General features: G+C 47.1%; 21 protein-coding genes. 9 read left to right on the top strand and 12 right to left on the bottom strand.

All coding sequences use genetic code 11. The features are described from left to right. Window positions 1-75: 75 nt before the first annotated feature. Window positions 76-1827: an alpha-amylase family glycosyl hydrolase gene (locus ACZ5DR_RS16395; protein WP_377365657.1), complete on the top strand. Its 1752-nt coding sequence runs from the start codon at window positions 76-78 to the stop codon at window positions 1825-1827. Between the two features lie 74 nt (window positions 1828-1901). Here the strand turns inward: ACZ5DR_RS16395 and ACZ5DR_RS16400 are convergent, their stop codons facing one another. Beyond that, complete coding sequence (locus tag ACZ5DR_RS16400) at window positions 1902-3752, bottom strand: ABC transporter ATP-binding protein (RefSeq protein ID WP_377365655.1); 1851 nt, start codon at window positions 3750-3752, stop codon at window positions 1902-1904. A gap of 195 nt (window positions 3753-3947) precedes the next feature. Here ACZ5DR_RS16400 and ACZ5DR_RS16405 point away from each other — a divergent pair, with 195 nt between their 5' ends. The 4 genes from ACZ5DR_RS16405 to ACZ5DR_RS16420 all read left to right on the top strand — a co-directional run bounded on the left by ACZ5DR_RS16405 (window position 3948) and on the right by ACZ5DR_RS16420 (window position 6756). Beyond that, on the top strand, window positions 3948-5147 hold the full coding sequence (locus ACZ5DR_RS16405) for a Bcr/CflA family multidrug efflux MFS transporter (protein ID WP_377365653.1): 1200 nt from the start codon (window positions 3948-3950) through the stop codon (window positions 5145-5147). Between the two features lie 14 nt (window positions 5148-5161). Continuing rightward, window positions 5162-5509 (top strand): HopJ type III effector protein, encoded by a 348-nt coding sequence (locus tag ACZ5DR_RS16410; protein ID WP_377365651.1) that lies wholly within the window; start codon window positions 5162-5164, stop codon window positions 5507-5509. Between the two features lie 153 nt (window positions 5510-5662). Next, complete coding sequence (locus tag ACZ5DR_RS16415) at window positions 5663-6484, top strand: HAD-IIB family hydrolase (RefSeq protein WP_377365649.1); 822 nt, start codon at window positions 5663-5665, stop codon at window positions 6482-6484. A gap of 116 nt (window positions 6485-6600) precedes the next feature. Then, window positions 6601-6756, top strand: coding sequence for a hypothetical protein (locus ACZ5DR_RS16420; protein ID WP_377365647.1), 156 nt, complete (start codon window positions 6601-6603; stop codon window positions 6754-6756). 44 nt (window positions 6757-6800) lie between these two features. On the opposite strand, the gene ACZ5DR_RS16425 is transcribed toward ACZ5DR_RS16420, so the two are convergent. Continuing rightward, window positions 6801-8291, bottom strand: coding sequence for a TyrR/PhhR family helix-turn-helix DNA-binding protein (locus ACZ5DR_RS16425; protein WP_377365645.1), 1491 nt, complete (start codon window positions 8289-8291; stop codon window positions 6801-6803). A gap of 202 nt (window positions 8292-8493) precedes the next feature. Here ACZ5DR_RS16425 and ACZ5DR_RS16430 point away from each other — a divergent pair, with 202 nt between their 5' ends. Beyond that, window positions 8494-9447 carry a LysR family transcriptional regulator gene (locus ACZ5DR_RS16430; protein ID WP_377365643.1) on the top strand — a complete coding sequence of 318 codons (954 nt, stop codon included), beginning with the start codon at window positions 8494-8496 and terminating at the stop codon, window positions 9445-9447. 96 nt (window positions 9448-9543) lie between these two features. Here ACZ5DR_RS16430 and can read toward each other — a convergent pair whose 3' ends face one another. The 5 genes from can to ACZ5DR_RS16455 all read right to left on the bottom strand — a co-directional run bounded on the left by can (window position 9544) and on the right by ACZ5DR_RS16455 (window position 14400). After that, complete coding sequence (gene can / locus ACZ5DR_RS16435) at window positions 9544-10179, bottom strand: carbonate dehydratase (protein WP_377365641.1); 636 nt, start codon at window positions 10177-10179, stop codon at window positions 9544-9546. Continuing rightward, the gene (locus ACZ5DR_RS16440; protein ID WP_377365639.1) at window positions 10179-11018 is read right to left on the bottom strand and encodes a putative RNA methyltransferase; all 840 of its coding nucleotides are present in this window, start codon (window positions 11016-11018) and stop codon (window positions 10179-10181) included. Before ACZ5DR_RS16440 ends, can begins: the two co-directional genes overlap by 1 nt. 101 nt (window positions 11019-11119) lie before the next feature. Further along, complete coding sequence (locus ACZ5DR_RS16445; RefSeq protein ID WP_377365637.1) at window positions 11120-13129, bottom strand: putative bifunctional diguanylate cyclase/phosphodiesterase; 2010 nt, start codon at window positions 13127-13129, stop codon at window positions 11120-11122. Window positions 13130-13192: 63 nt separating this feature from the next. Beyond that, the gene (locus ACZ5DR_RS16450; protein WP_464543801.1) at window positions 13193-14059 is read right to left on the bottom strand and encodes a DUF1853 family protein; all 867 of its coding nucleotides are present in this window, start codon (window positions 14057-14059) and stop codon (window positions 13193-13195) included. Then, on the bottom strand, window positions 14059-14400 hold the full coding sequence (locus ACZ5DR_RS16455) for a YqcC family protein (RefSeq protein WP_377365633.1): 342 nt from the start codon (window positions 14398-14400) through the stop codon (window positions 14059-14061). The genes ACZ5DR_RS16450 and ACZ5DR_RS16455 overlap by 1 nt, the downstream gene beginning before the upstream one ends. Before the next feature lie 68 nt (window positions 14401-14468). Here ACZ5DR_RS16455 and ACZ5DR_RS16460 point away from each other — a divergent pair, with 68 nt between their 5' ends. After that, the gene (locus ACZ5DR_RS16460) at window positions 14469-15527 is read left to right on the top strand and encodes a DUF3549 family protein (RefSeq protein ID WP_377365631.1); all 1059 of its coding nucleotides are present in this window, start codon (window positions 14469-14471) and stop codon (window positions 15525-15527) included. A gap of 7 nt (window positions 15528-15534) precedes the next feature. Here ACZ5DR_RS16460 and ACZ5DR_RS16465 read toward each other — a convergent pair whose 3' ends face one another. The 3 genes from ACZ5DR_RS16465 to rlmKL all read right to left on the bottom strand — a co-directional run bounded on the left by ACZ5DR_RS16465 (window position 15535) and on the right by rlmKL (window position 19040). Then, a complete protein-coding gene (locus tag ACZ5DR_RS16465) occupies window positions 15535-15795 on the bottom strand; it encodes a hypothetical protein (protein WP_377365629.1) in 261 nt (86 codons plus the stop codon). 130 nt (window positions 15796-15925) lie between these two features. Further along, window positions 15926-16783 carry a formyltetrahydrofolate deformylase gene (gene purU / locus ACZ5DR_RS16470; protein WP_377365627.1) on the bottom strand — a complete coding sequence of 286 codons (858 nt, stop codon included), beginning with the start codon at window positions 16781-16783 and terminating at the stop codon, window positions 15926-15928. Window positions 16784-16874: 91 nt separating this feature from the next. Beyond that, a complete protein-coding gene (gene rlmKL, locus ACZ5DR_RS16475; protein WP_377365626.1) occupies window positions 16875-19040 on the bottom strand; it encodes a bifunctional 23S rRNA (guanine(2069)-N(7))-methyltransferase RlmK/23S rRNA (guanine(2445)-N(2))-methyltransferase RlmL in 2166 nt (721 codons plus the stop codon). Window positions 19041-19164: 124 nt separating this feature from the next. Here rlmKL and rmf point away from each other — a divergent pair, with 124 nt between their 5' ends. Further along, entirely contained in the window at window positions 19165-19374 is a 210-nt protein-coding gene (gene rmf, locus ACZ5DR_RS16480; RefSeq protein ID WP_377365624.1) for a ribosome modulation factor, read from the top strand. Window positions 19375-19435: 61 nt separating this feature from the next. Here rmf and ACZ5DR_RS16485 read toward each other — a convergent pair whose 3' ends face one another. Then, window positions 19436-20473 carry a quinone-dependent dihydroorotate dehydrogenase gene (locus ACZ5DR_RS16485; protein ID WP_377365622.1) on the bottom strand — a complete coding sequence of 346 codons (1038 nt, stop codon included), beginning with the start codon at window positions 20471-20473 and terminating at the stop codon, window positions 19436-19438. A gap of 32 nt (window positions 20474-20505) precedes the next feature. Beyond that, window positions 20506-20727 carry a DUF2835 family protein gene (locus tag ACZ5DR_RS16490; protein ID WP_377365620.1) on the bottom strand — a complete coding sequence of 74 codons (222 nt, stop codon included), beginning with the start codon at window positions 20725-20727 and terminating at the stop codon, window positions 20506-20508. Between the two features lie 126 nt (window positions 20728-20853). Here ACZ5DR_RS16490 and ACZ5DR_RS16495 point away from each other — a divergent pair, with 126 nt between their 5' ends. Continuing rightward, window positions 20854-21819, top strand: a complete 966-nt coding sequence (locus ACZ5DR_RS16495) for an AAA family ATPase (protein ID WP_377365618.1) — start codon at window positions 20854-20856, stop codon at window positions 21817-21819. Window positions 21820-21821 lie beyond the last annotated feature (2 nt).

Raw genomic sequence — 21821 nt, forward strand, 5'->3', positions numbered from 1 at the left:
CTCTCAGACTTGCGACTCTATGGGAGCCCGTGCATAGTAAAAAGATTAACCACCCGACATTGTAGGTAGGTAAAAATGGAATCAGCGCCTCTTTCACACCTTGAGCAACGACTCATAGGACACATTCAAGTTCTGTACCCTCATTTGGATGCAGGGGATTTTACACGCACCTGTTTAACGACCTTTGGCCTTGACCCGAAGACCGAATCCCCAACGCCTCACCGCAACATTTGGGATCAGTCAGACGTCATGCTCATCACTTATGCGGATACCCTGCGAAAGGAAGGCGAGGCGCCACTCAACACACTGCATTCCTTTGTGAAAACAGAGCTTGCCCAATGCATTTCGGCCGTCCACCTACTGCCGTTTTTCCCTTACAGCTCAGACGATGGTTTCAGCGTGATGGATTACACCTCTGTGAATCCCTCATCAGGTAAGTGGCGTGACGTCTCCGCTCTCTCAGAAGACTTTAAAGTCATGGGTGACTTGGTTATCAACCATTGCTCTAGCCGCAGTATGTGGTTTGAAAATTTCAAAGCGGGGGTCGAACCCGGTGCCAGCTATTTCTACGAGGCAGACCCCAATACGGATGTGAGCAACGTAGTACGCCCACGCACCTCACCACTGCTACGGGAAGTACAGACTAAAAACGGCGTTAAGCACGTATGGTGTACCTTCAGTCACGACCAAGTGGATTTGAACTTTGAAAATCCAACCGTGTTACTGGAGTTTTTACGCATCATCCGCCTTTACCTAGAAAAAGGCATTCGTTGGTTCCGCTTGGACGCGGTGGCGTTCCTATGGAAAACCCCAGGCACACCTTGCATCAACTTGCCAAACACCCATGAGATGATTCGTTTGCTACGCTTGATGATTGAGCACTATGCCCCTGATGCGGTGATCATCACGGAAACCAACATCCCTAACCGTGAAAACCTCACCTATTTTGGTAACGCCAACGAAGCCCATCTGATTTATAACTTTTCACTGCCACCACTGCTGATCAATACCCTAGTGTCTGGTAGCTGTGATCACCTTAAAAACTGGCTGATGCGTATGCCGCCAGCTCAACAAGGAACCACCTATTTGAACTTCGTGGCCTCCCACGATGGTGTGGGTCTGCGCCCAACGGAAGGCCTACTCAGTGAGTGGGAGCTAGACAACTTGATCAACACCATGAAACGATTTGGTGGCAAGATCAGCTCCCGCACGACCCCTACGGGTGAAGCCAAGCCCTATGAAATCAACATCAGTTTGTGGGATGCCTTGAGCGGCTCCGTGAGCAAAGGGCCCGACCAATGGCAATTTGCCCGTTTTATGTGTGCAGCGGGAATTCAATTAGCATTAGAAGGGCTACCTGCCTTCTATGTACACTCTCTGTTTGGCACAGAAAACGACCATGAGCGCGTGGGTAATACAGGTCAATTCCGCTCTATCAACCGCCATATTTGGAATATGGACGACCTTGAGCACAAGTTGAACACCCCTACCCATCACCAAAAAGTCTTTAACTCCATACGTGACTTAATCAAGATCCGTCGCTGTCAGCCAGCATTTCATCCGAATGCCACTCAATATGTGCTGCACACAGGGGATAAGCTGTTTGCGTTCTGGCGCCAAAGCCTTGATCGCCGCCAAAGTTTGTTTGCCATTTATAACATTAGCGACGAGCCTCAGACCTTCAACCTAGCGGAATTAAACTTAATTGCTACGGACGACTGGTGGGATCTCATCACCAACCAGAAATACGAAGACCGATTGGCGCACATCACCCTGCGCCCTTATCAGTTCCTATGGCTTGCGAATAAGAAGGGTAAGGTCAAATAGACCTAACGAATAAATACACCTGATAGAGACAAAAATGGCGCCTTAAGGCGCCATTTCTCGTTTCACAGTGCTTGTTAAACCGTTTCTTCAGCAATGTCTTCTGCTAAGAAGCCACCACTTTGGTGAGCCCACAGCTTGCCGTAGATTCCGTTATGAGCCACCAGCTCATCATGGGAACCTTGCTCAACCACTTCCCCCTTATCCAGCACGATCAAGCGATCCATAGCCGAAATGGTCGATAAGCGATGGGCAATGGCAATAACCGTTTTACCTTCCATTAGACGATACAAACTTGCCTGGATGGCTGATTCCACCTCTGAATCCAATGCTGATGTCGCTTCATCCAACACTAGAATCGGGGCATCTTTTAACAACACACGGGCGATGGCGATACGTTGGCGCTGACCACCAGATAACTTGATACCCCGCTCCCCCACCATGGCATCATAGCCAGTATTACCTTTCGGATCGGTCAAGCTCAGAATGAAGTCGTGGGCCTCCGCCTTTTTCGCGGCGGCAATCATTTCTTCTTCCGTAGCGTCAGGCTTACCGTATAGCAAGTTCTCGCGAACCGTACGATGCAACAAGGACGTATCCTGAGTCACCATCCCTATGTTTGCCCGCAAGGTTTCTTGCTGAACCTTGCTAATATCTTGGCCATCGATACGAATGGTACCGCTTTCAATATCATGGAACCGTAGCAAGAGGTTCACAATGGTGGATTTACCTGCACCAGAGCGACCAACCAACCCCACCTTCTCACCCGGCTTAATGGCCAGATTCAATTGATCAATCACCTTGATATCACGCTTGCCGTAATGGAAGTTCACTTGGTCAAATTCAATGGCTCCATGGTTCACCGTCATAGGCTTTGCGCCCGGTTCATCTTGAATCGTGAGGGGCTTAGACAAAGTCCCCATGCCATCGGCCACCATACCAATGTTTTCAAACAGAGAGCTTACCTCCCACATGATCCATTGGGACATACCATTCAGACGCAATGCCAAACTCACCGCAATCGCGATAGCGCCCACACTGATCACACTACTCATCCATAACCCTATCGCCACGGCAGCGATCAAAAAGGCTAAGAAGTAATTCAAACTCTGGACACAAAAGTTCAACCCAGTCACATAGCGCATTTGCTTATGTACTGTCTTTAAGAAACCATCCATGGATTCTTGCGCATAGTCCACTTCCCGCTGGTTATGGGCAAACAGCTTCACCGTTTGGATATTGGTGTAGCTGTCTACAATGCGCCCCGTCATGTTGGAACGAGCGTCCGCTTGTTCTTCTGAAATACGCTTTAGTCGAGGCACAAAATACAACTGAATCGCAATGTAGCCTCCGAGCCATAACAACATGGGTAACATTAGGCGATAGTCGGCTTGAGCAATGAGTACCAACATGGAAATAAAGTACACAAGGATGTACATCAACACATCCAACAACTTCATGACGGTTTCACGCACCGCTAGAGAGGTTTGCATCACTTTAGTCGCCACACGACCAGCAAAGTCATCTTGAAAGAAACCAACACTTTGGCGTAAGACAAATCGGTGAGACAACCAGCGGATGCGCATCGGGTAATTACCCAACAAGGTTTGATGCACTACCGCCGAATGTAAAAACGTCACCAGCGGCATCGCCACAAGCACCAATAAAGACATGCCAATCAGGCGACCACTTTCATCGGACAAGAATGTTTCTGGGTTCTTGGTGACCAGCCAATCCACCAACTGCCCCATAAAACTGAACAGCACCACCTCAAGAATCGCAACCGTCGCCGTCAGCAGTGACATTATGATCAAAGGGATCTCTGCACCACGGGAGTAATACCGGCAAAAAGCAAACAATGTTTTCGGCGCTTCTTCGGGCGCATGGGATGGATAAGCCGAAAGCCAACGTTCGAAGAGTTTTAACATAACAACCTAATTCATTTTGGCAGGATAAAATGGGTCACAAGTGAATCATAGTTCTTAGATGATAACTATAAGATCGAGCTTTTTAATTACCAGTTAAGCCGTATTTCCTCAATTTACCATAGGCAGGTTAAGTCTCCCCACCTATAATTGATACACTCAACTAATGAACTATTTTTCTATTAAAAACGGAACCTTATGCAGCTTACCCTTCCCATTATTATCGTACTAGGCCTACTCGCCGGACTCACACCTCTCGCGATTGATGCCTACCTTCCAAGCTTCCCCTCCATCGCAGAGAGTTTAGACCAAGACATCTCACACATTCAGCTAACACTCAGTATTTATCTCCTGTTTTTCGCTATTTTTCAGATTTTCTATGGCCCTATTTCAGACGCTATTGGCCGTAAGAAAACCATTTTTATGGGACTGATTGGCTTCATGATTGGTTCTGTGGTGTGTGCTCTGGCAGGTAGCTATGAAACTCTCATTATTGGCCGTATTATCCAAGCCATCGGCGGTGCGGGTGTAGCAGTAAGCGTTCCAGCCATGGTAAAAGACAACCTAACCACCAATCAATTCGCTAAAGCCATGTCCATGGTGATGCTAGTGATGGCACTCGCCCCTCTGGTTGCGCCAATTTTAGGTGGCACCATACTGGTGATTTCAAGCTGGCACGGTATTTTTATTTTCCTTGCCCTCTTATCCATTGTGGCAATGTTCCTGTTTAACCGCTTAATTCCGGAAACATTGCCTCCGGAAAAGCGTTCTCCCCTATCGTTCAGTAATTCTTTAAAAAACTACGCCCAGTTGGTTAAAAACCCATTTGTCTTAGGCTACATCATTTCAGGGGCTTTCCATTTTGCGGGCATGATGTGTTTTGTCACTGGGGCATCTTTTGTCTACATCAAGCTGTATGGCATTGATGAAGGCCTATTTGGCTTCTTATTTGGCTTAAACGTCATCACCATGATGATCGCGACGACCATCAACAGCCGTACAGTAGAGCGTCTAGGCATCGACCGTTTAATGCGTTACGCCATGTACTTCCTTATCGCGGACGCCGTCTATCTTTTAATTCTTTGCTTTATGGACAAACCGCCGCTGGCAGCACTTGTGTTGGGCTGCATGCTGTTCACAGGCCCCATAGGTATTCTAGGTAGCGGCACCATGGGCGGTGCCATGCGCCGAGCTGGCTCACTAAACGGCAGTGTCGCAGCCCTTGCAGGGACCATTCGATTTTCTACCGGTGCTTTAAGCGGTGTGGTCCTCAGTGCCGTCCATAATGGTACTTTTGTGCCAATGTTAAGTATCATGAGCGCTTGCGGTTTAATTTCCTTTATTTCTTACCGCATTGTTCAGCGCCATGAAGCGCGTACCCCTTTTATTGAATCTTAAACATAGAGTTGACTATGCTGACTTCACAAACATTGATCGAACAACTAAACACACAACCTGAAACAGTGGCTTTTCAGGACGTAATCGCTGTCATTGATAACGAATACACCTTTACACCCACAGCATTCACCAATGGTGAGCAAAAGAATGATGCCAATGAAAACAACGGCTCCTGCAAAATCTTGTCTTTTGCCAAGCTAAACCAGCTGTCGAGCGAATCTACGCTGCACCTATTTGGCGATTTTTACCGTAAGGATGTCCTGGAACACCCTACCGCCACTGATCACCAGAACATTCGCCAATTCATCCTTAATGGCTGGAATGGCGTGGCATTTGAAGGCCAGGCACTCACGGTTAAGTAACCGATCACTGCAGGCAAAGTAGTCCATTCAACAGACTGCTTTGCCTAGCTATCTCCCCTCTGGCCCCCTTTTAGATTCGTGCACTTAAGGGTGACGAATGAGACAAAAATCTGTTATTGCTATAGGCAACTCCGATCTTGTTAGAGGTTCATAATGGATTTAGTCGTATTTGATCTCGATGGCACTCTGCTCAACCAACATCAGCAGCTATCTCCCGTCACCATAGAGACCCTTAATCGAATGAAAGCGGCAGGCATTGCCTACACCGTAGCCACAGGGCGTACCCATCTTGCAGCTCAGCCCTGCTTAGCAGGTCATGACTTCCCCCTTTGGCAGATCTATAAAAACGGTGTGGAATGGTGGCACCCAGAAACACAGAGCTATCGCCATCACGGTATTTTATCTCTGGAAGCTCTCACTCATACATTAGAGCAGTTCTCAGCACATAAGGTGACACCCTTTATCTTTTGCCTTGAACCCAATGGCCAGCAATCCGTCTTCCATGAGCCTCCCAGTGACCGGTACGCACAGTCAGTTTTCGAGGAACTTTCCAGTCATGCAAACGTCACCTTAAAAACACTGGAGCACATGCCTAACGATGCCCAAATCATTAATATCAGCGCATTAGGTCACCCAGATCCTTTATCAGACATTGTCAAAGGCTGCCAAAATCAAGAGCATTTAATCGCTTACAGTGGTGGGGGCATCTATCATCCACAAACCCATTGGATAGACATTCACCACAGCAGTGCATGCAAAGGTTCCGCCATTGCCAAACTAAAAGAAGAGCTTAACGCCTCGAATGTCATCGTATTTGGGGATGGGGATAATGACCTGACAATGTTCTCAATGGCAGACGAGGCCTATGCTACAGCGAATGCGCCTGACTATGTTCAAGCTCAAGCCAAGGGGACAGTAGGTCATCACAATGAAGATGGTGTGGCGAAATTTTTAATGGAACGATTTCAGCTTTGAAGCATCCAATGCCTAGTACATTGGTCGTAATGTTACGTAATTGCAACAAAACGGGCTTTACGTGAGGAAGACTTTAACTCATAGTTAGTCTGTAAACTGAAAAGTGGAGAGAGATTATGTTTGAATTTACCCTGTTCATCGTTGCCATTGTCGGTGCGTTTGTAATGGTACGTTCATTAGCTGACTACGCATCTCAACCAAAGATGAAAGCACAACCAATCAAAGTTGAGAAACAAAAGACCACCCGTCGTCCAAACAAACGCTACCCATAATCATTGCCTACTCCGCTATGAGGCCTTAAGGTCTCAAGCGGCCCTCAGGTAATGCCATATTCCTTTAGCTTACTCGCAATTGAACTGTGACTGACGTTCAGGAACTGAGCGAGTTTACGTGTGCTCGGATAACGTGGATACAGTTTTCTTAGTAACTCTGCCTCATAAGCTTTCAATGTCTTGTCCAACGAGTTGTCCATTAATTCAATAGGCATAGACTCACTGACTTCGATGGGTAAATCATCCACATCAATGACACCTTCTGTGGCAATGTTTGCTGCCTGAGCCAGACAAGCCTCCAACTCTTTAAAATTACCCGACCAATGATGCACCTTCATTAATGCCATAGCTTCTTTAGAAACGCTCACCGACGGCAACCCTACTCGCTCTACCAACGAATCAAGCAATCCCTTAACGATGTTGCTAAGATCTTCTCGTCTTTGACGCAAAGGTGGTACATCCATCTGAAAAGAGTTCACCGAGTAAAACAGCTCTGGCAACAGATCCGGCATATGGGCCAATTCAGAGGCTTTCATTCGTGACAATGCAATCACTCGGGTCGGTGACTCCTCTTGATAAAGCTTTTCTGGTTGCTCCGCGAGCCAACGGGCAAGAAAGATCTGACAAGGTTTAGACATGCGCTCAAAGTCTTCTACCACGACCCAGGCATTTGTTTTCAGCACTTCTGTTAACTGCTCTACCGTCAGTAAAGAGCCTGACACCTGTCCCAAACGGGCGTCTAATTCCAGATGGCGTGTCTTCCATTCATTAAACAGCGTTTGAACAATATGCTTTTTGCCAGTGGCTAATTCCCCTGTTACCAACATTGGAGTATCGTTTTCAAAATAGGCTTGCGCCACCTTAAAGAGCTTTAGCATGGTCGGGCTCTTCACTACCTGATCCCCTAGGGGATTACCTAAGGAAGAAAGTGCTGCTGGCGCTTTACGCAAGCTGGATGTCTGCCGCTCTAATCTTTGTGCTGAGCGAATGTGAATAACGCCTCCAGCACACACCAGCGCTTCCGTTTCGTTTGAAACAAAAAATGGCTGCATTTCTAACAGCACTAGCTGACCATTAAGCCGTACCCGTTTGGTGACACCACTTCCCAAGTCTTGCCAATCTAATCGCTCAAAGGGCACGCTGCGAATGAAATCCCCTAAAGGATGACCGATCAGCGCTTCTCTCGCGACCCCAATGTCTTGAACGGCTCGGCGAGTGGCCAAGGTGACATTACCCGCTAGATCGACCGCCACAACCCCATCAGGCAAGGCTTCCATAAGGGTTAGCAAAGCATTTTGTTCTCGTTCTGACGGCGTAAAGTTAACGGTTTTTACATCGTCTACGCCTGACAAGCGTCGCAAATCTGACAGCAAACGCTGCAGTTGTCGAAACTCGATATCATCAAAACCCACATACAGACGTCCAGCGGTGCTATCGATCTCGATTCGACGCATATCAATGCCATAAGGAATCAACAGATCCAATACCTCTCGGGCCATGCCGATACGATCTTCACAACGGATTTCTAAGCGCATTCATGTCCCCATGCCTGAGTTGATTTCGCTATAATTTACCATAAATTCCCTTAGTCTAAGGGAATGATCAAAGATCCCTAGGTCACAGCCAGCAACCTAGAACAAACATCATACTTCTGTCTAATCTAACGAAAACCCTCGTTCTATTCATACAGAAAATGAAGTAACATGTGCGGCCATTAGTTTGAGAAATGGGCCACCTATGCAGCTAGATAAAATTGACCTGAATTTACTCAGGTATTTAGATTCTCTTTTACGTGAACAAAATGTCACCCACGCTGCAAATCAATTAGGCATCACTCAACCGGCCATGAGTAATGGTCTGCGTCGTCTACGAGATTTATTTCACGATCCTCTCTTGGTACGCACCAGCGATGGCATGATGCCCACCGCCCTAGCTATCCAACTACAGCCCCGTGTTCGTACCATTCTTCAATCCGTTGATGAAGTACTGCATCTGGGCCATAACTTTGAAGCAGAATCCAGCTCTCGCGTATTTCGCATTATGGCCAGTGACTATGCTGAGGCAACCCTGATCCCTCCTTTAATGGAGAAGCTACAAACCGAAGCACCAAACGTCATCATGGACGTTATGAATCCCAGTGATGTGAGCTTTCACGATGTAGAGAAAGGCAAGGTGGATTTGGTTATTAACCGTTTTGAAACTCTGCCCCAGTCGTTTCACCAAAAGTCTGTATGGGTAGACCGTTTCTCTTGCCTTGTACCTAACAATGATGCCTTCGAAGGTGAACTTACCTTAGAAAGATATTTGGAATCGCAACATGTCTGGGTCAGCAAGACAGGCTTCGGTGTGGGCGTTGGCATTCAGCCAGAAGAAGTTCAAAAGCTAGGCTGGGTTGACTCTACCCTAGCGGAACAAGGCCACAAACGAAACATTCGTCTGTTTACTCGAAATTATAATGTGGCCATGCGCGCTACTGAGCAGTTAGGGCTTGTGGCGACCCTGCCGTCCCTTGCGACCCATTTAATGAAAGGCAATCCAAACGTTCGCGTGGTTGAGCCACCGTTTGAGATCGATCCTGTGGAGCTCAAGATGTTATGGAGCCCACTATTGCAACACGATCCAGGCCATATCTGGTTACGCTCAACCATTGCTGGCTGTGCCAAGACCATTGCAGAAAAAGCGCACTTGTAAGTGCACTGAGACGTACCAAGTCTTCAGGAAATTTTCTAGCCTTCATAAAAAAGCAGCCCTATGGCTGCTTTTTCATTAGAAGAGTACATTCACTTGTTACGGCACCGTATGCAAACGTACTTCCGCTTCCAGAGCATTGGATACGGTCACATTTAGATCGGTTATATGGCCGTCTTGAATGCTATAACACCAACCATGTACGACAAGGTCCTGACCTCTCTTCCAAGCATTTTGGACAATACTGGTTTGGCAGACGTTGGCGACTTGCTCGATCACATTCAACTCACACATACGATCGAATTTTGCTGGAAAGGTGTCTAAGCTATCCACTTCAGACTTATGTAGACGGTACACATCTTTAATGTGACGCAGCCAGTTATCAATCAAACCAAATTCATTGGTTTCCATGGCGGCCTTAATGCCACCACAACCATAATGTCCTACCACCATAATATGGCGAACTTTTAAGACGTCTACTGCATACTGGATCACAGATAGGCAATTTAAATCCGTGTGCACCACCACATTTGCGATATTACGATGCACAAACACTTCCCCCGGCAAAAGATCAACAATCTGATTGGCGGGCACACGGCTGTCGGCACATCCGATCCACAGGTATTCTGGCTCCTGTTGTTGGGACAACTTTTCAAAGAAGTGCGGATCTTCTGCCGTAACCTTCGCCGCCCAATCGCGATTTTTATCAAATAAGGGGCGCAATCTATCTGGCATTATGGGGTTCCTTGTTTTTTAAACCAACGTAACGAGATATCTGCCGTGAGGTGTATTTCGGTCAGAGCCAACGCTGCCTGGCGACCGGCATAGGGTGCCTTATGAATATGGGGGGTCATGCTGAGCAGATTGCCAATTTGCTCTTGGCTATCTAGATGAAATTGGAACTGATAGGAAGAGGCCTGCACCAAGTCAAAGCCGGTAATTCCCTCTTCAAACGTTTGTTTAAAGGGACGAATCTCGGGGTATAACACGTTGCGCAGCTCTATCAAATGCTGCGGGCCAGATTCAACCAATAACAACCAGCCCTCCGATTGCAACACTCGAGAAAACTCACTTTCTACCGGAAAACCAAAGGCACATACCACGCAATCAAAATACTCTGATGCGACGGGGATATGGGCATTACTTCCCACCACCCAAGCTAACTCTTTCGACTTTTTACTGGCGGATGTAATCGCCCATTTGGAAATATCCAAGCCCGTGCCAGTAAGCTGTGTTCCCAAGGCCTGCTTTAACCAATGCAAGTAATAGCCCTCACCACAGCCTGCATCCAGTAACTTAATCGACTTTTTGGCCGTAAGCGCTTCTGGCATGGAATCAAGAACCCCTTGAATAATGGGATCATAAACGCCAGTCATCAGCAGATTTTGCCGTGCAGCGACCATTGCTTTGCTATCACCAGGATCTTTCGAGTGTTTGTTTTGCACTGGCAACAAATTAATGTAGCCCGTTTTGGCTAGGTCATAACTGTGGTTAGCACTACAGGTTAGAGTTCGTCCAGATTGCGTCAACGGTTGCTGATCGATTGGACACAGTAAATGGTCTAGATGAGACACTCAAACTCCCAATGTGGCGGTCGCGGTTTTCAATCAGGGGATACTATCAAAAATACAGGCAAAAAACGCCTAGGGAGGCAGGTTTTCTAATACTTCAGGAGCTATTGAATATTGGCAACCAACCGCGGAGCTTGATAGCGTTGGCTGGTGAGATAATGAGAAAAGTCATCGCTACTCATCGGGCGGGAGTAAAAGTACCCTTGCACTTCTTCACAGTCGTAGCCCACGAGTACGTCTTTTTGCTGTAGGCTTTCGACCCCTTCTGCAATCACCTTGAGATTCAAGCTGTTAGCCATCGCAATGGTCGCTTTGACGATGGCATCATCGTCCGCATCGACCCCCAAGTCTTGTACAAAAGACCGATCAATTTTAAGGGTCTGAATTGGGAATTTTTTCAAATAAGCCAATGACGAATAGCCAGTACCGAAGTCATCTATCGACAAGCTTAAGCCCATAGCACGGAACGCATGAAGTTTGTCTATGGTTTGATTAGCGTCGGCCATCAACATGCTTTCCGTAAGCTCTAGCTCAAGGTATTTAGGGTCGACCCCTGTTTCTTGCAACACAGATCTCACCATCTCCACAAGATTCGGCTGCATAAACTGACGGCTTGATAAATTGACGGACAAACTAATCGGAGCATGTCCCTGCTCACGCCATTCTTGCAACTGGCGACAAGCCCGTCGAATCACCCATTCCCCTAAGGGCAAAATTAACCCACTCTCTTCCGCAATGGGTATAAAGTGGTCTGGGGGAATCATCCCCAGTTCAGGGTGATTCCAGCGTATTAAGGCTTCTGCCCCCACTGTCAGCTCATCAGATAGGCGGATCTTGGGCTGATAATGGAGTTCAAACTGTTCTTCATCTATAGCTTTACGTAAACCGCCCCCCAAAGTCATGTAGGCACGATGACCATCACTCATAAAGTCATCGTAAACACGATAACCATTATGAGCGGCTTCTTTGGAGCGATACATGGCTGCATCGGCATTTTTCAGCAAGGCATCTGCATCTGTCCCATGCATGGGATAACAGGCCACACCAATACTGGTGGTAATTAACATTTCCAAATCCGAAACCGGATAAGGGGTTACCCCAGTACTATTAATCCCCCGGGCAATGGCCTCCAACTCTTCTATAGATGATACATGCTCAGTCACCACCACAAATTCATCTCCCCCAAGCCGATACAAGCAAGAGCGGGAAGGAATTGTGGCTTTGATTCGGTCTGACACTCGCTGTAACAACTGATCACCCACACGATGACCAAAGGTATCGTTAACCACTTTGAATCCGTCTAGATCGAAATAGAGTATGCCAAACATACGATCACGTTTTTTCGCCGTGACCTGTGCTTTGGCCAACTGCTGATAAAGAAGATGACGATTAGGCAATTGCGTCAAGCTGTCGTAATTCTGCATTCGGTACAGTTCGACTTCATAATCTCTCAGGGCCTGTATGTCTTGAGCAAACATATGAACACACTGGGTTTGGGGCTCCATATGGGCCTCAATGCGGTACCAACGAACGCCTTCCTGGGTAGATAATCGGATCTCTTGTTCCAAATGCCCTGATTCGCTCAAACGCTGAGTAAAAGAACTGGCAGCACTGGATACGGCAAACAACTCTCGAATATTGCTCACGCCAGAGAAGCAAGACTCAGCGAGGGTACTAAAGGAAACCTTGCGCCCCTGCTCATCGAAAGATAAAAACGCTAAAGACTGAAATAAATCTGATGCTGGCAGGTCAACAGAAGTAGAGGGCTTAAGAGCCACAGTTGGGGAACAAGGTTGCGCTTGTACTGCAAAGCCAATTCGATCAGCCCCCAGTGAAATCTGTACTGCATCACAGCGATAAGGCAAGGCCTCTTGATCGTGCATAAACCAGTAAAAACGGGTCTTGGTAGGCGTATCAGGAAGGTTAGCAAAGGCCGTTAATTGTTGCTGTAGTTTTCGATCGATACACACCAAGCCTGCTTGATCCGCCCCAAGGGACGCACCAAACACTGAGCGAGCTTCGGCACTGCTCCAAGAGACAGTTCCTTGAGCAAGATCGATTACCCATGCCACTTTGGGAGCATGAGACGGAATTTTTTCTACAACTTCAGACATTCAGGTTTATGCTACTTCTGCTAGATAGTCTTATATGCCTGAACCAGGTTCAGTTTTCAAGGATTACCAAGAATTTGGACAGATAAAAATCCAAAATAGCGTGTTTTCATAGGGAGTTTTTCGTATTTGACAAGATATTAGCTGTGGACGACTATCATTCTCAAACACTTGCTCCAATGCATCATGAAGGGCCTGAACATCAGTGAATTCGGACTTTTCAATATCTGACGGGGTGATCCAGTTAGGCTTATTAGCCACGTGAAGCGCCTCTAACCAATCTGCCCAACAAGGCAAATCCCTTAAATACATCCAGCCGCACTCAGTGTGTAGTTTTGTAATTGACTCCTCACTGGGGACGTTCATTTTTGGAAAAAGTCGCCCAAAAATTAAAAGATTTGAACAATACGTTTCAAAGCCAGTTAGCGTGGTTAACCAATGCCGCCCTGCTCCAGTTTCAAGGATTTTCAACTGATGCGTCCTAGCGTGGGTCGTTTTTTTCAATAAGTTGTCATTTTTATTGGGACCAATCCAATCATTGGGCGCCAAATCTGGCCGTTCTAGATAAAACTTGAGAGCCACTTCAAACAACCAAATCTTGCCAGTCATGTCTTTTGCGACCAAGTCCACCTCCCCTAAGGTTCTTTTGTCGTCATAGACCTGCTCATGTTCTGCCAAAATGGTTAACTGTGAAAACCGTAGCACTGCAAATGAAAACAACTGCTCAAAATAGGTTCCCAGGAAATGAGACTTGGCCGCTCGCATATGCTCTACGAGGGGCTCAGGATCTGTCACCAATGCCCCAAAAATATCCTGCCAATCCGGTTTTAAAAAATCCTTAAATGGCTTGTCAGCAGTAATCACCTCCTGTCCCACTAACAACCATTTCAAATCGTTAAGATATTGCTGAGGAGCAACCGACAGCATTTGCATCAGACACCACTCGTAAGATGCTGGTCAATTGCCTCTAGACTGTTTTGAATTGCCCTTTGATGGGCTGAGGACAGTGCTGGAAAGGCCGTTTCAACCATGGGTGCGATATTACAGCTCGAAGGCAAAGGCGCCTGTTGCTCTATCAACACTTTAAAGCGTGCCACAAAGACATAACGTAGCCACTGTTCAAAGCTCATAGTGTCCACCGCAAAAGGCTGTGTTGAAGCCATTTGCTCTGGGGTTGGCTCAGGCACCTCCCACACATCAGCCTGATGTAAGGCGCTCTGTAGCACCAACAAATGATCTGCCAATTGACTGTAATACGTTAGAGAATGGGACAACTGATTTCTCTCCTAAAAAACGGTATGATATGCCCCTCATAATACAGATTTAGATGCCCTACGTACCCATGCAAAATATTGAATCTCTGAGTGATTTGTTTGATTTAGTCGGCTGCCGTGTCAGTTACTACGATGTTGGTCGACACATTTCCAAAATTACACCCCAGCAAGCCATCCAGTTTGACCGTAAACAACAGCCATATCCTTATGGTTTTCGTAAGCATGCATGGTTGGCCTGCGTTTTATCACAAAAGGAACTTGTCCAAGAACCTGTTATTTGGTTCTTGCGCCTTCCGTTAGACGAAACGGGCTGCCTCAATTTGGGCACTCGCGACCACTTCATCAAAACCATCGTCGATAAAATCATGCACAAAGGCAGCGAACAGGGATTGAACGAAGCGTTGGAAGATAACCCCTATGCGTTTCAACCCGATCAAGAACGTCTTGCAAGCTTACACGCTGTTTTGGGGCAGGATTTAAAGCAGAAACCTTCGAGCTTTTATGCGCCTTTCTTGGCCTATGCAGACAGCGATGGTCTGTGTGATGCATCAAAATGGTCAGAGCTTGGATACCAAGGCATTGCGGATTTCGCGACACGATTGAGTGACACAGGTAATTTAGAGCGCGCTTTGCGTCTTCTTAATGAAGGTCCAAAAGAAGTGGTGTTTCCTTTATGCCATGCGTTAGAGCACGACGTTCAGGGTGAAGAGATAGTACATTTGATTTGTCAAAAGCTGACGGAATCAGACACTACCCCAATGGATGCTGCCCATTGGATTAGAGCAATTTCTAGAAATGACTTCCCAGGGCCACTCTTTATTCCTCTGTTTACTTTGCTGGGGGATATTGCCCATTGCACGGACGAGCAACTTGAGCTGATTGCTTCGTTGGTTTCCAAGTGTCCTCATTGGATCACCGCCCAACCTCAGCTTTTGAGAATTATCCTTGAAAAATTGGCTCACCGAGAAGACGGCTTATTAGGGTTTAAGCACATAGTGACGGATCTGACGCAACAACCTGACACCCGCGAGCAATGTTGGGAAATTCTGCGCTCGCAGCACGCCAGCAAAGCGCTTCAGCAAGCGGTCGGCGGTTTGTTCAACCAAGGCAGTGCAACCCTGCAATAATCCACTATCAGTGACGAATGTGCTTAACCTCTTCGGTTGAGCGCATTTGCTGCCGGTATTCTTTAAATTCGTCGCTCAACTCATAAGTTCCCTCTTGTGTTGTCTGCAACGCCCCTCGATTCACCAAGGCATCTAGGGTCTTTGGCAAAACCTTTTGTTTGCGATCTCCTTTCACAAAGAAGAACTGATCGTCCACTTGAATGAGCTCAAACCCCGTTTCCAAGAAACCTACACAAAGGTTTTGGGTCGGCGTTAACTTTAATTTCATGCGTCACCTCCCACCAGTTTTTCTGATTGATGAAGTAACTATAGTCAAAAAATGGAATAACAGAATGTTATTGGGAAAGGAAGGCAATCCCGTAGCCGAAATTGCCTTATTTGATCAGCCCTGAAAACCCTTACTGGGCGAACACAACCGTCTTGTTTCCGTGGACTAGGACGCGATCTTCAAGGTGATAACGCAAACCACGAGAAAGAACTAACTTTTCGATATCCTTACCTAAGCGAACCATATCCGTAGCCGAATGACTGTGTCGGACTCGAATAACGTCCTGCTCAATGATCGGCCCTGCATCTAAGTCCGCCGTCACATAGTGACAAGTGGCTCCGATCAATTTAACACCTCGCACTGCGGCTTGATGGTACGGCTTAGCCCCCACAAATGAAGGCAAGAAGCTGTGGTGAATGTTAATCACACGGTGCTTGTACTTGTGGCAAAGGTATTCAGGGAAAATCTGCATGTAGCGAGCCAATACAATGGTATCGGCACCGGACTCATCGATGGTTTTCTCAATGGCCTGAAATGCAGGCATCTTGTCTTCTTTTGGCACATTGATACAGTGGTACGGAATGTTGTACCACTCCACCATAGAGCGTAGCTCTTCATGGTTGGCAATCACTCCAACGATGTCACACTGTAGCTCGCCAGTGTGCCAGCGGTGGAGCAAATCATTCAAACAATGGGATTCCTTGGTTGCCATTAGCATGACTTTAGGAAGGTTCTCACTGCTGTTAATGTACCAATCCATATCGAATTCTTGCGCTATGGCAGCGAATTCCGTGCGAAAGGTGTCAATGTCTACGGTCATGCTTTCCGCATCAATCACATGACGCATAAAGAACCACTTTTGCTCGGCATCCGTGTGATGATTCGCTTCGACGATAGAGCCGTTGCGCCGGTTTAAATACTGACTCACAGCGGCCACAATGCCCACTCTATCTGGGCAGCTTATCACTAGACGAAAGGTCTTACTCATAAGGCTTTTCTACTTCTCTAATTCGATTAACGGACCAACGTTAACCAGTTGGTCAAACAGTTAAAGATTATACAAAATTACCAGTACGATTCTATTTGTGTTTTAGAATCCAGCACTGGTGAATCTTTTGATTACGTTCAAAATCCGGATCAAGGGATTTATGGGTGATATTCTGCACTTGGTAGCGCTCTTCTAGCTCTGGAGCCAGTTCAAAGCGACGATAGTTATTGGAGAAAATCAACTCACCCTCACTACTAAGACGGGCCATAGCCAGATCAATCAAATCCACGTGATCCCGTTGGATGTCCAATACCCCTGCCATTTTCTTAGAGTTTGAGAACGTCGGAGGATCCATAAAGATCAGATCAAACTCATCTTGTGAGCGACGCAGCCATTCAAAACAATCCGCACGAACCACTTGGTGATCCCGCTCAGAAAACTCATTCAACTCAATATTGCGACGGGCCCACTCAGTATAAGTGTTTGACATATCGACACTTAAAGTGGTTTTAGCGCCACCCTGCCCCGCATGGACAGAACCGGAAGCGGTGTAACAAAACAGGTTAAGGAAGCGCTTGCCGTTGGCTTTATCTTGGATCAGCTTACGTACTGGACGGTGGTCTAAGAAGAGCCCTGTGTCCAAGTAGTCTTTTAGGTTGACGATAAAATCACAGCCATGCTCCTCAACGATCATTTCGTGCTGAGAGTGGTCCACCTTCTCGTACTGCTGCTTACCGGATTGACGCAAACGCTGTTTCACCACAACGTTCGTTTCAGGGATATCTAATGCTGTCGGTATCGCGCTCACTACTTCAAACAAGCGCTGCTGAGCTTTATTTTCATCCACGCTTTTGGGTGCTTGGTACTCTTGTACATGGGCCCAATCATTGTAGATATCAATGGCTACAGAGTATTCCGGCATGTCTGCATCGTACACTCGGTAACAAGTCACATTTTCTTTTTGCAACCATTTACGCAGCTTCTTGATGTTCTTCTGTAGACGGTTACCCACCATTTGAGCACCAGGAGACAAACCAATTTGCTCCCGACTACCGGCTTTGATGTGACTGTCATTAATAGGGAAACGGTAGGCACGACATTCAAGACCACCGTTTAAAACACGAGTGCTCTTTTCTGGGCGAATAGGAATCTGACGAGCGAGGTTTTCGCTGCTGGTCAGCATCATCATTTCCCCTTGATCCGCATGTTCAATGGCCCAATCACCCAGCTGACGATAAAGCGCGATCAATGCCATCTCATCACCTAGACGCTCACCATATGGCGGGTTCACCATAATCAGTGTCGGCTGGGACGACCAATCAAACTCATGGGATTGGAATGAAGACATGGACACTTCCACTACACCAGACAAACCGGCACGCTTGATGTTTTCTCGTGCTGCTGCGATGGCTTTTTGCTCACGATCCGTGCCTTGAAAACGGACGTTCAAATCAGCAGGATCCACTCGCTCATTTTTTGCCAGGTCCATCAGCTGTTGCCACATACGGTGATCGTGTTTTTTCCAACCTTTAAAACCCCAGTATTGGCGGCGCGCCCCAGGAGCAATATTCATGGAAATTAATGCCGCTTCCACAAGGAAAGTACCGGAACCACACATGGGATCGACCAGTTGCTTGAAAGGAGCGTCTTTGCTCCAACCCGCTCGCAACAAGAGGCCTGCCGCAAGGTTTTCCTTTAGTGGCGCCATAGCGCCTTGCTGACGGTAGCCACGACGATGCAAGCTGTCACCTGACAAATCCAAACTCAAGGTCGCGTTGTCTCGTTTGATCTTTAATGCGATACGAAGATCTGGGTTCTGCTTTTCAACGCTCGGACGTTGCCCTGTCTTTTTAACAAAGAAGTCTGCAATGGCATCTTTGGTCCGCACCGCACCAAACTGAGTATTGCGAATGGCATGGTTAGTACCATGACAATCGATGGCAATAGTGTTGTCAGGGTGCATATGCTCCGACCAATCCACGTCAAGCACCCCTTGGTACAGCTCATCAGCATTGGTGACCTTAAAGGTCGCCAAAGGCATCATCACACGAGTGGCCACACGGGACCATAAGCAGGCCTGATACATGCCTTTTAGGTCTGTCGTCAGCTTAACCTGTGCCTCACCTAAGCGAGTATTTGTCAGTCCAAGAGCATGTAACTCTTTCTCAAGGATGTTTTCTAAGCCAATAGGGCAAGTTAGCTCTAGGGCGATGTTTTGTTGACCACCGTCCTGAGAAGGTGTCTGGATATCTGTCATGTTTATTACTTTTTAATGAATTTTAAAATAATGTTAGAGCAAAGTGTTTTTAGACAAACCAGCGCTCCTCTACTAATTATTAAAGTTCACTTAAATGAAAAAGAGAACTGAGAGGAAACAATACATGAAGAAACAAAAACGAGATCTTCATCAAAGAGCTTATGTTCGTGGCTACCGTGCAGGCATGGCAGGTCGTTCAAAAGCCCTTTCAGAGACGTGCCATGTTACTGCGCGCCCAGATTGGTTAGCCGGATGGCGAGAAGGTCGAGAAGACATGTGGAATGGCTTAACCCCCGTTGACGGCACCTATAAAGCCGCAACTTTTTCTCAGTAAACACCCAAATTCTTTAAGAAAAAGGCCAGAATCATCTGGCCTTTTTCGTTTGTTTTATACCCTAAGCCAAGTTTTGCTGTCTGATATAGGCGTCCGTGGCGGTCACTGACTCTCGAACCAACTCAGGACCACGGTAGATAAAGCCAGAATACAACTGAACCAGCTTCGCCCCGGCTTGCAACTTTTCAACCGCGTCAGAGCCAGACAAAATACCGCCCACCCCGATCACTGGCAGCTCTCCCTGAAGGTGGTCACACAAGACACGAACCACATGGGTAGACGCATCGCGCACTGGCGCACCACTTAAACCGCCCGCCTCAGCAGCATGGACATGCCCCATGACCGCATCACGGGACAAGGTGGTATTCGTGGCAATGATGCCGTCCACTTTTTGCTCCATCAAGGTATCTGCCACAAGCTTGATTTCATCATCTGTCATGTCAGGAGCGATTTTGACTGCCAATGGCACCGCACGGCCATGTTCTTCAGCGTAACGATTTTTGGCTTCCACTAAAGGCTGGATCAACTCCGCTAAGCTTTCACCGAACTGTAAAGTACGTAATCCAGGCGTATTCGGGGAGCTGATGTTTGCAGTAATGTAATCCGCAAAAGGAATCACTTGCTCTAGACAGGTCAAATAATCAGCGGCGGCGTCTTCCACAGAGGTGGTCAGGTTCTTACCAATATTGACCCCTAAAATACCCTTGTAACTATGCTGGCGGATGCGGGACAACATATGCTCCACGCCCTTGTTATTGAAACCCATGCGGTTAATGATGGCCTCGTGCTCCGGCAAACGGAACAAACGAGGCTTAGGATTGCCTGATTGACCCTTTGGCGTCACTGTACCCACTTCCACAAAACCAAACCCCAAAGCCCCTAATGCTTCAAAAGCATCGGCGTTTTTGTCCAGTCCCGCAGCCAATCCCACCGCATTGGGAAAGTTTAGCCCCATGACATTCACTGATTGCGTTACTTGTTCCTTTTTGAACAAGGAAGTCACACCTAATCGTGATGCCGCCCCCAACATATCAAGAGATAATTCATGGGAGACTTCAGGATCAAGCTTAAAAAGTAGCGAACGCGCTAGGTTATACATATGGGCTGCCTAATGGTAACTCTGTGTTTGGGTTAATGTCGTTTTTCAAGATTAACCAGCTTGTTATGTTCGTCAAACTCCACCTCAAAAATGCCATGCAATCCCTCGTGGGTAATAAACTTCTGGAAGACTAACAAAGGCAAACGCACTCTTCTGCCGTCCGAACTGTATGCAATAACGTGTTTTTTTGAGCCGCGGTACATTTCTTCATACTGACTGGCAGTAAGGCTGACACCAATTGTGATTTTTGCCATGAAGATTCCGTTTAACGCTTTCTGATACAAGCTCCTGCTTGTGGTGCAGGTTTCATCTTGGATATTATGATGCGTATTATATTGCCTCGTTTCATTTATTGACAGAAGTATAAAGGCCAACCTTGTATGGAAGCAGTTGTAGACCGTCTAAAAGATCATTTAAAACACGCTATTGTCGGCCAAGAAGCCTTACTTACCGATCTGCTTGTCGCACTGATCGCCAAAGGACATGTATTACTAGAGGGACCGCCAGGGATCGCAAAAACCACCGCCTCAAAAGCCTTAGCCAAGGCTATTAGCGCAAGTTTTCAACGCATTCAATTTACCCCAGACTTACTACCGGGTGATGTGACGGGGTCCGAAATTTATCAACCTGAGACCGCCGCCTTTAAATTCGTTCCAGGCCCCATCATGCACGATATAGTGCTTGCCGATGAGATCAACCGTGCGCCTGCAAAGGTACAGTCCGCCTTATTGGAAGCCATGGGAGAGCGCCAGATCACGGTAGGCAATAGCACTTACACCCTATCCGACTTGTTTTTTGTCATTGCCACGCAAAACCCTATTGAACAAGAAGGCACCTACCCTTTGCCAGAAGCGCAACTGGATCGCTTTATCATGAAGCTAGAAGTAGGTTACCCAGATCTGGAGTCTGAGTTAGCGGTTATGCGCTTGGTACGTGAACAAGACAAAGGCGTCCAAAGCCACTCAATAACGGCCCAAGTGAGCCAAGCGGACATCCAAGCTTTACAGAAAGCCGCCTTAGAGATTTATATGGCTGAATCCGTAGAGCAGTACATTGTGTATTTAGTCACAGCTACTCGTCACCCTACACCTTATTTTGAAGACGAAGGTGCTTTTGCGTCTCTGATCGAATATGGGGTCAGCCCCCGAGCCACTCTTGCCTTAGACCGTTGTGCTAGGGCCCATGCTTTGATTTCGGGGCGGGATTATGTCACACCTGATGATGTTCGAGCGGTCGCCCATGGCGTGTTGCGCCACCGTATTTTGCTGTCCTTCCAAGCCAGCGCCCAGAACATCAATGTAGAGCAAATCATTAACATGATCCTCAACAAGGTTCCGGTGTTGTGATC

This window comes from Marinomonas vaga, from assembly GCF_055388305.1.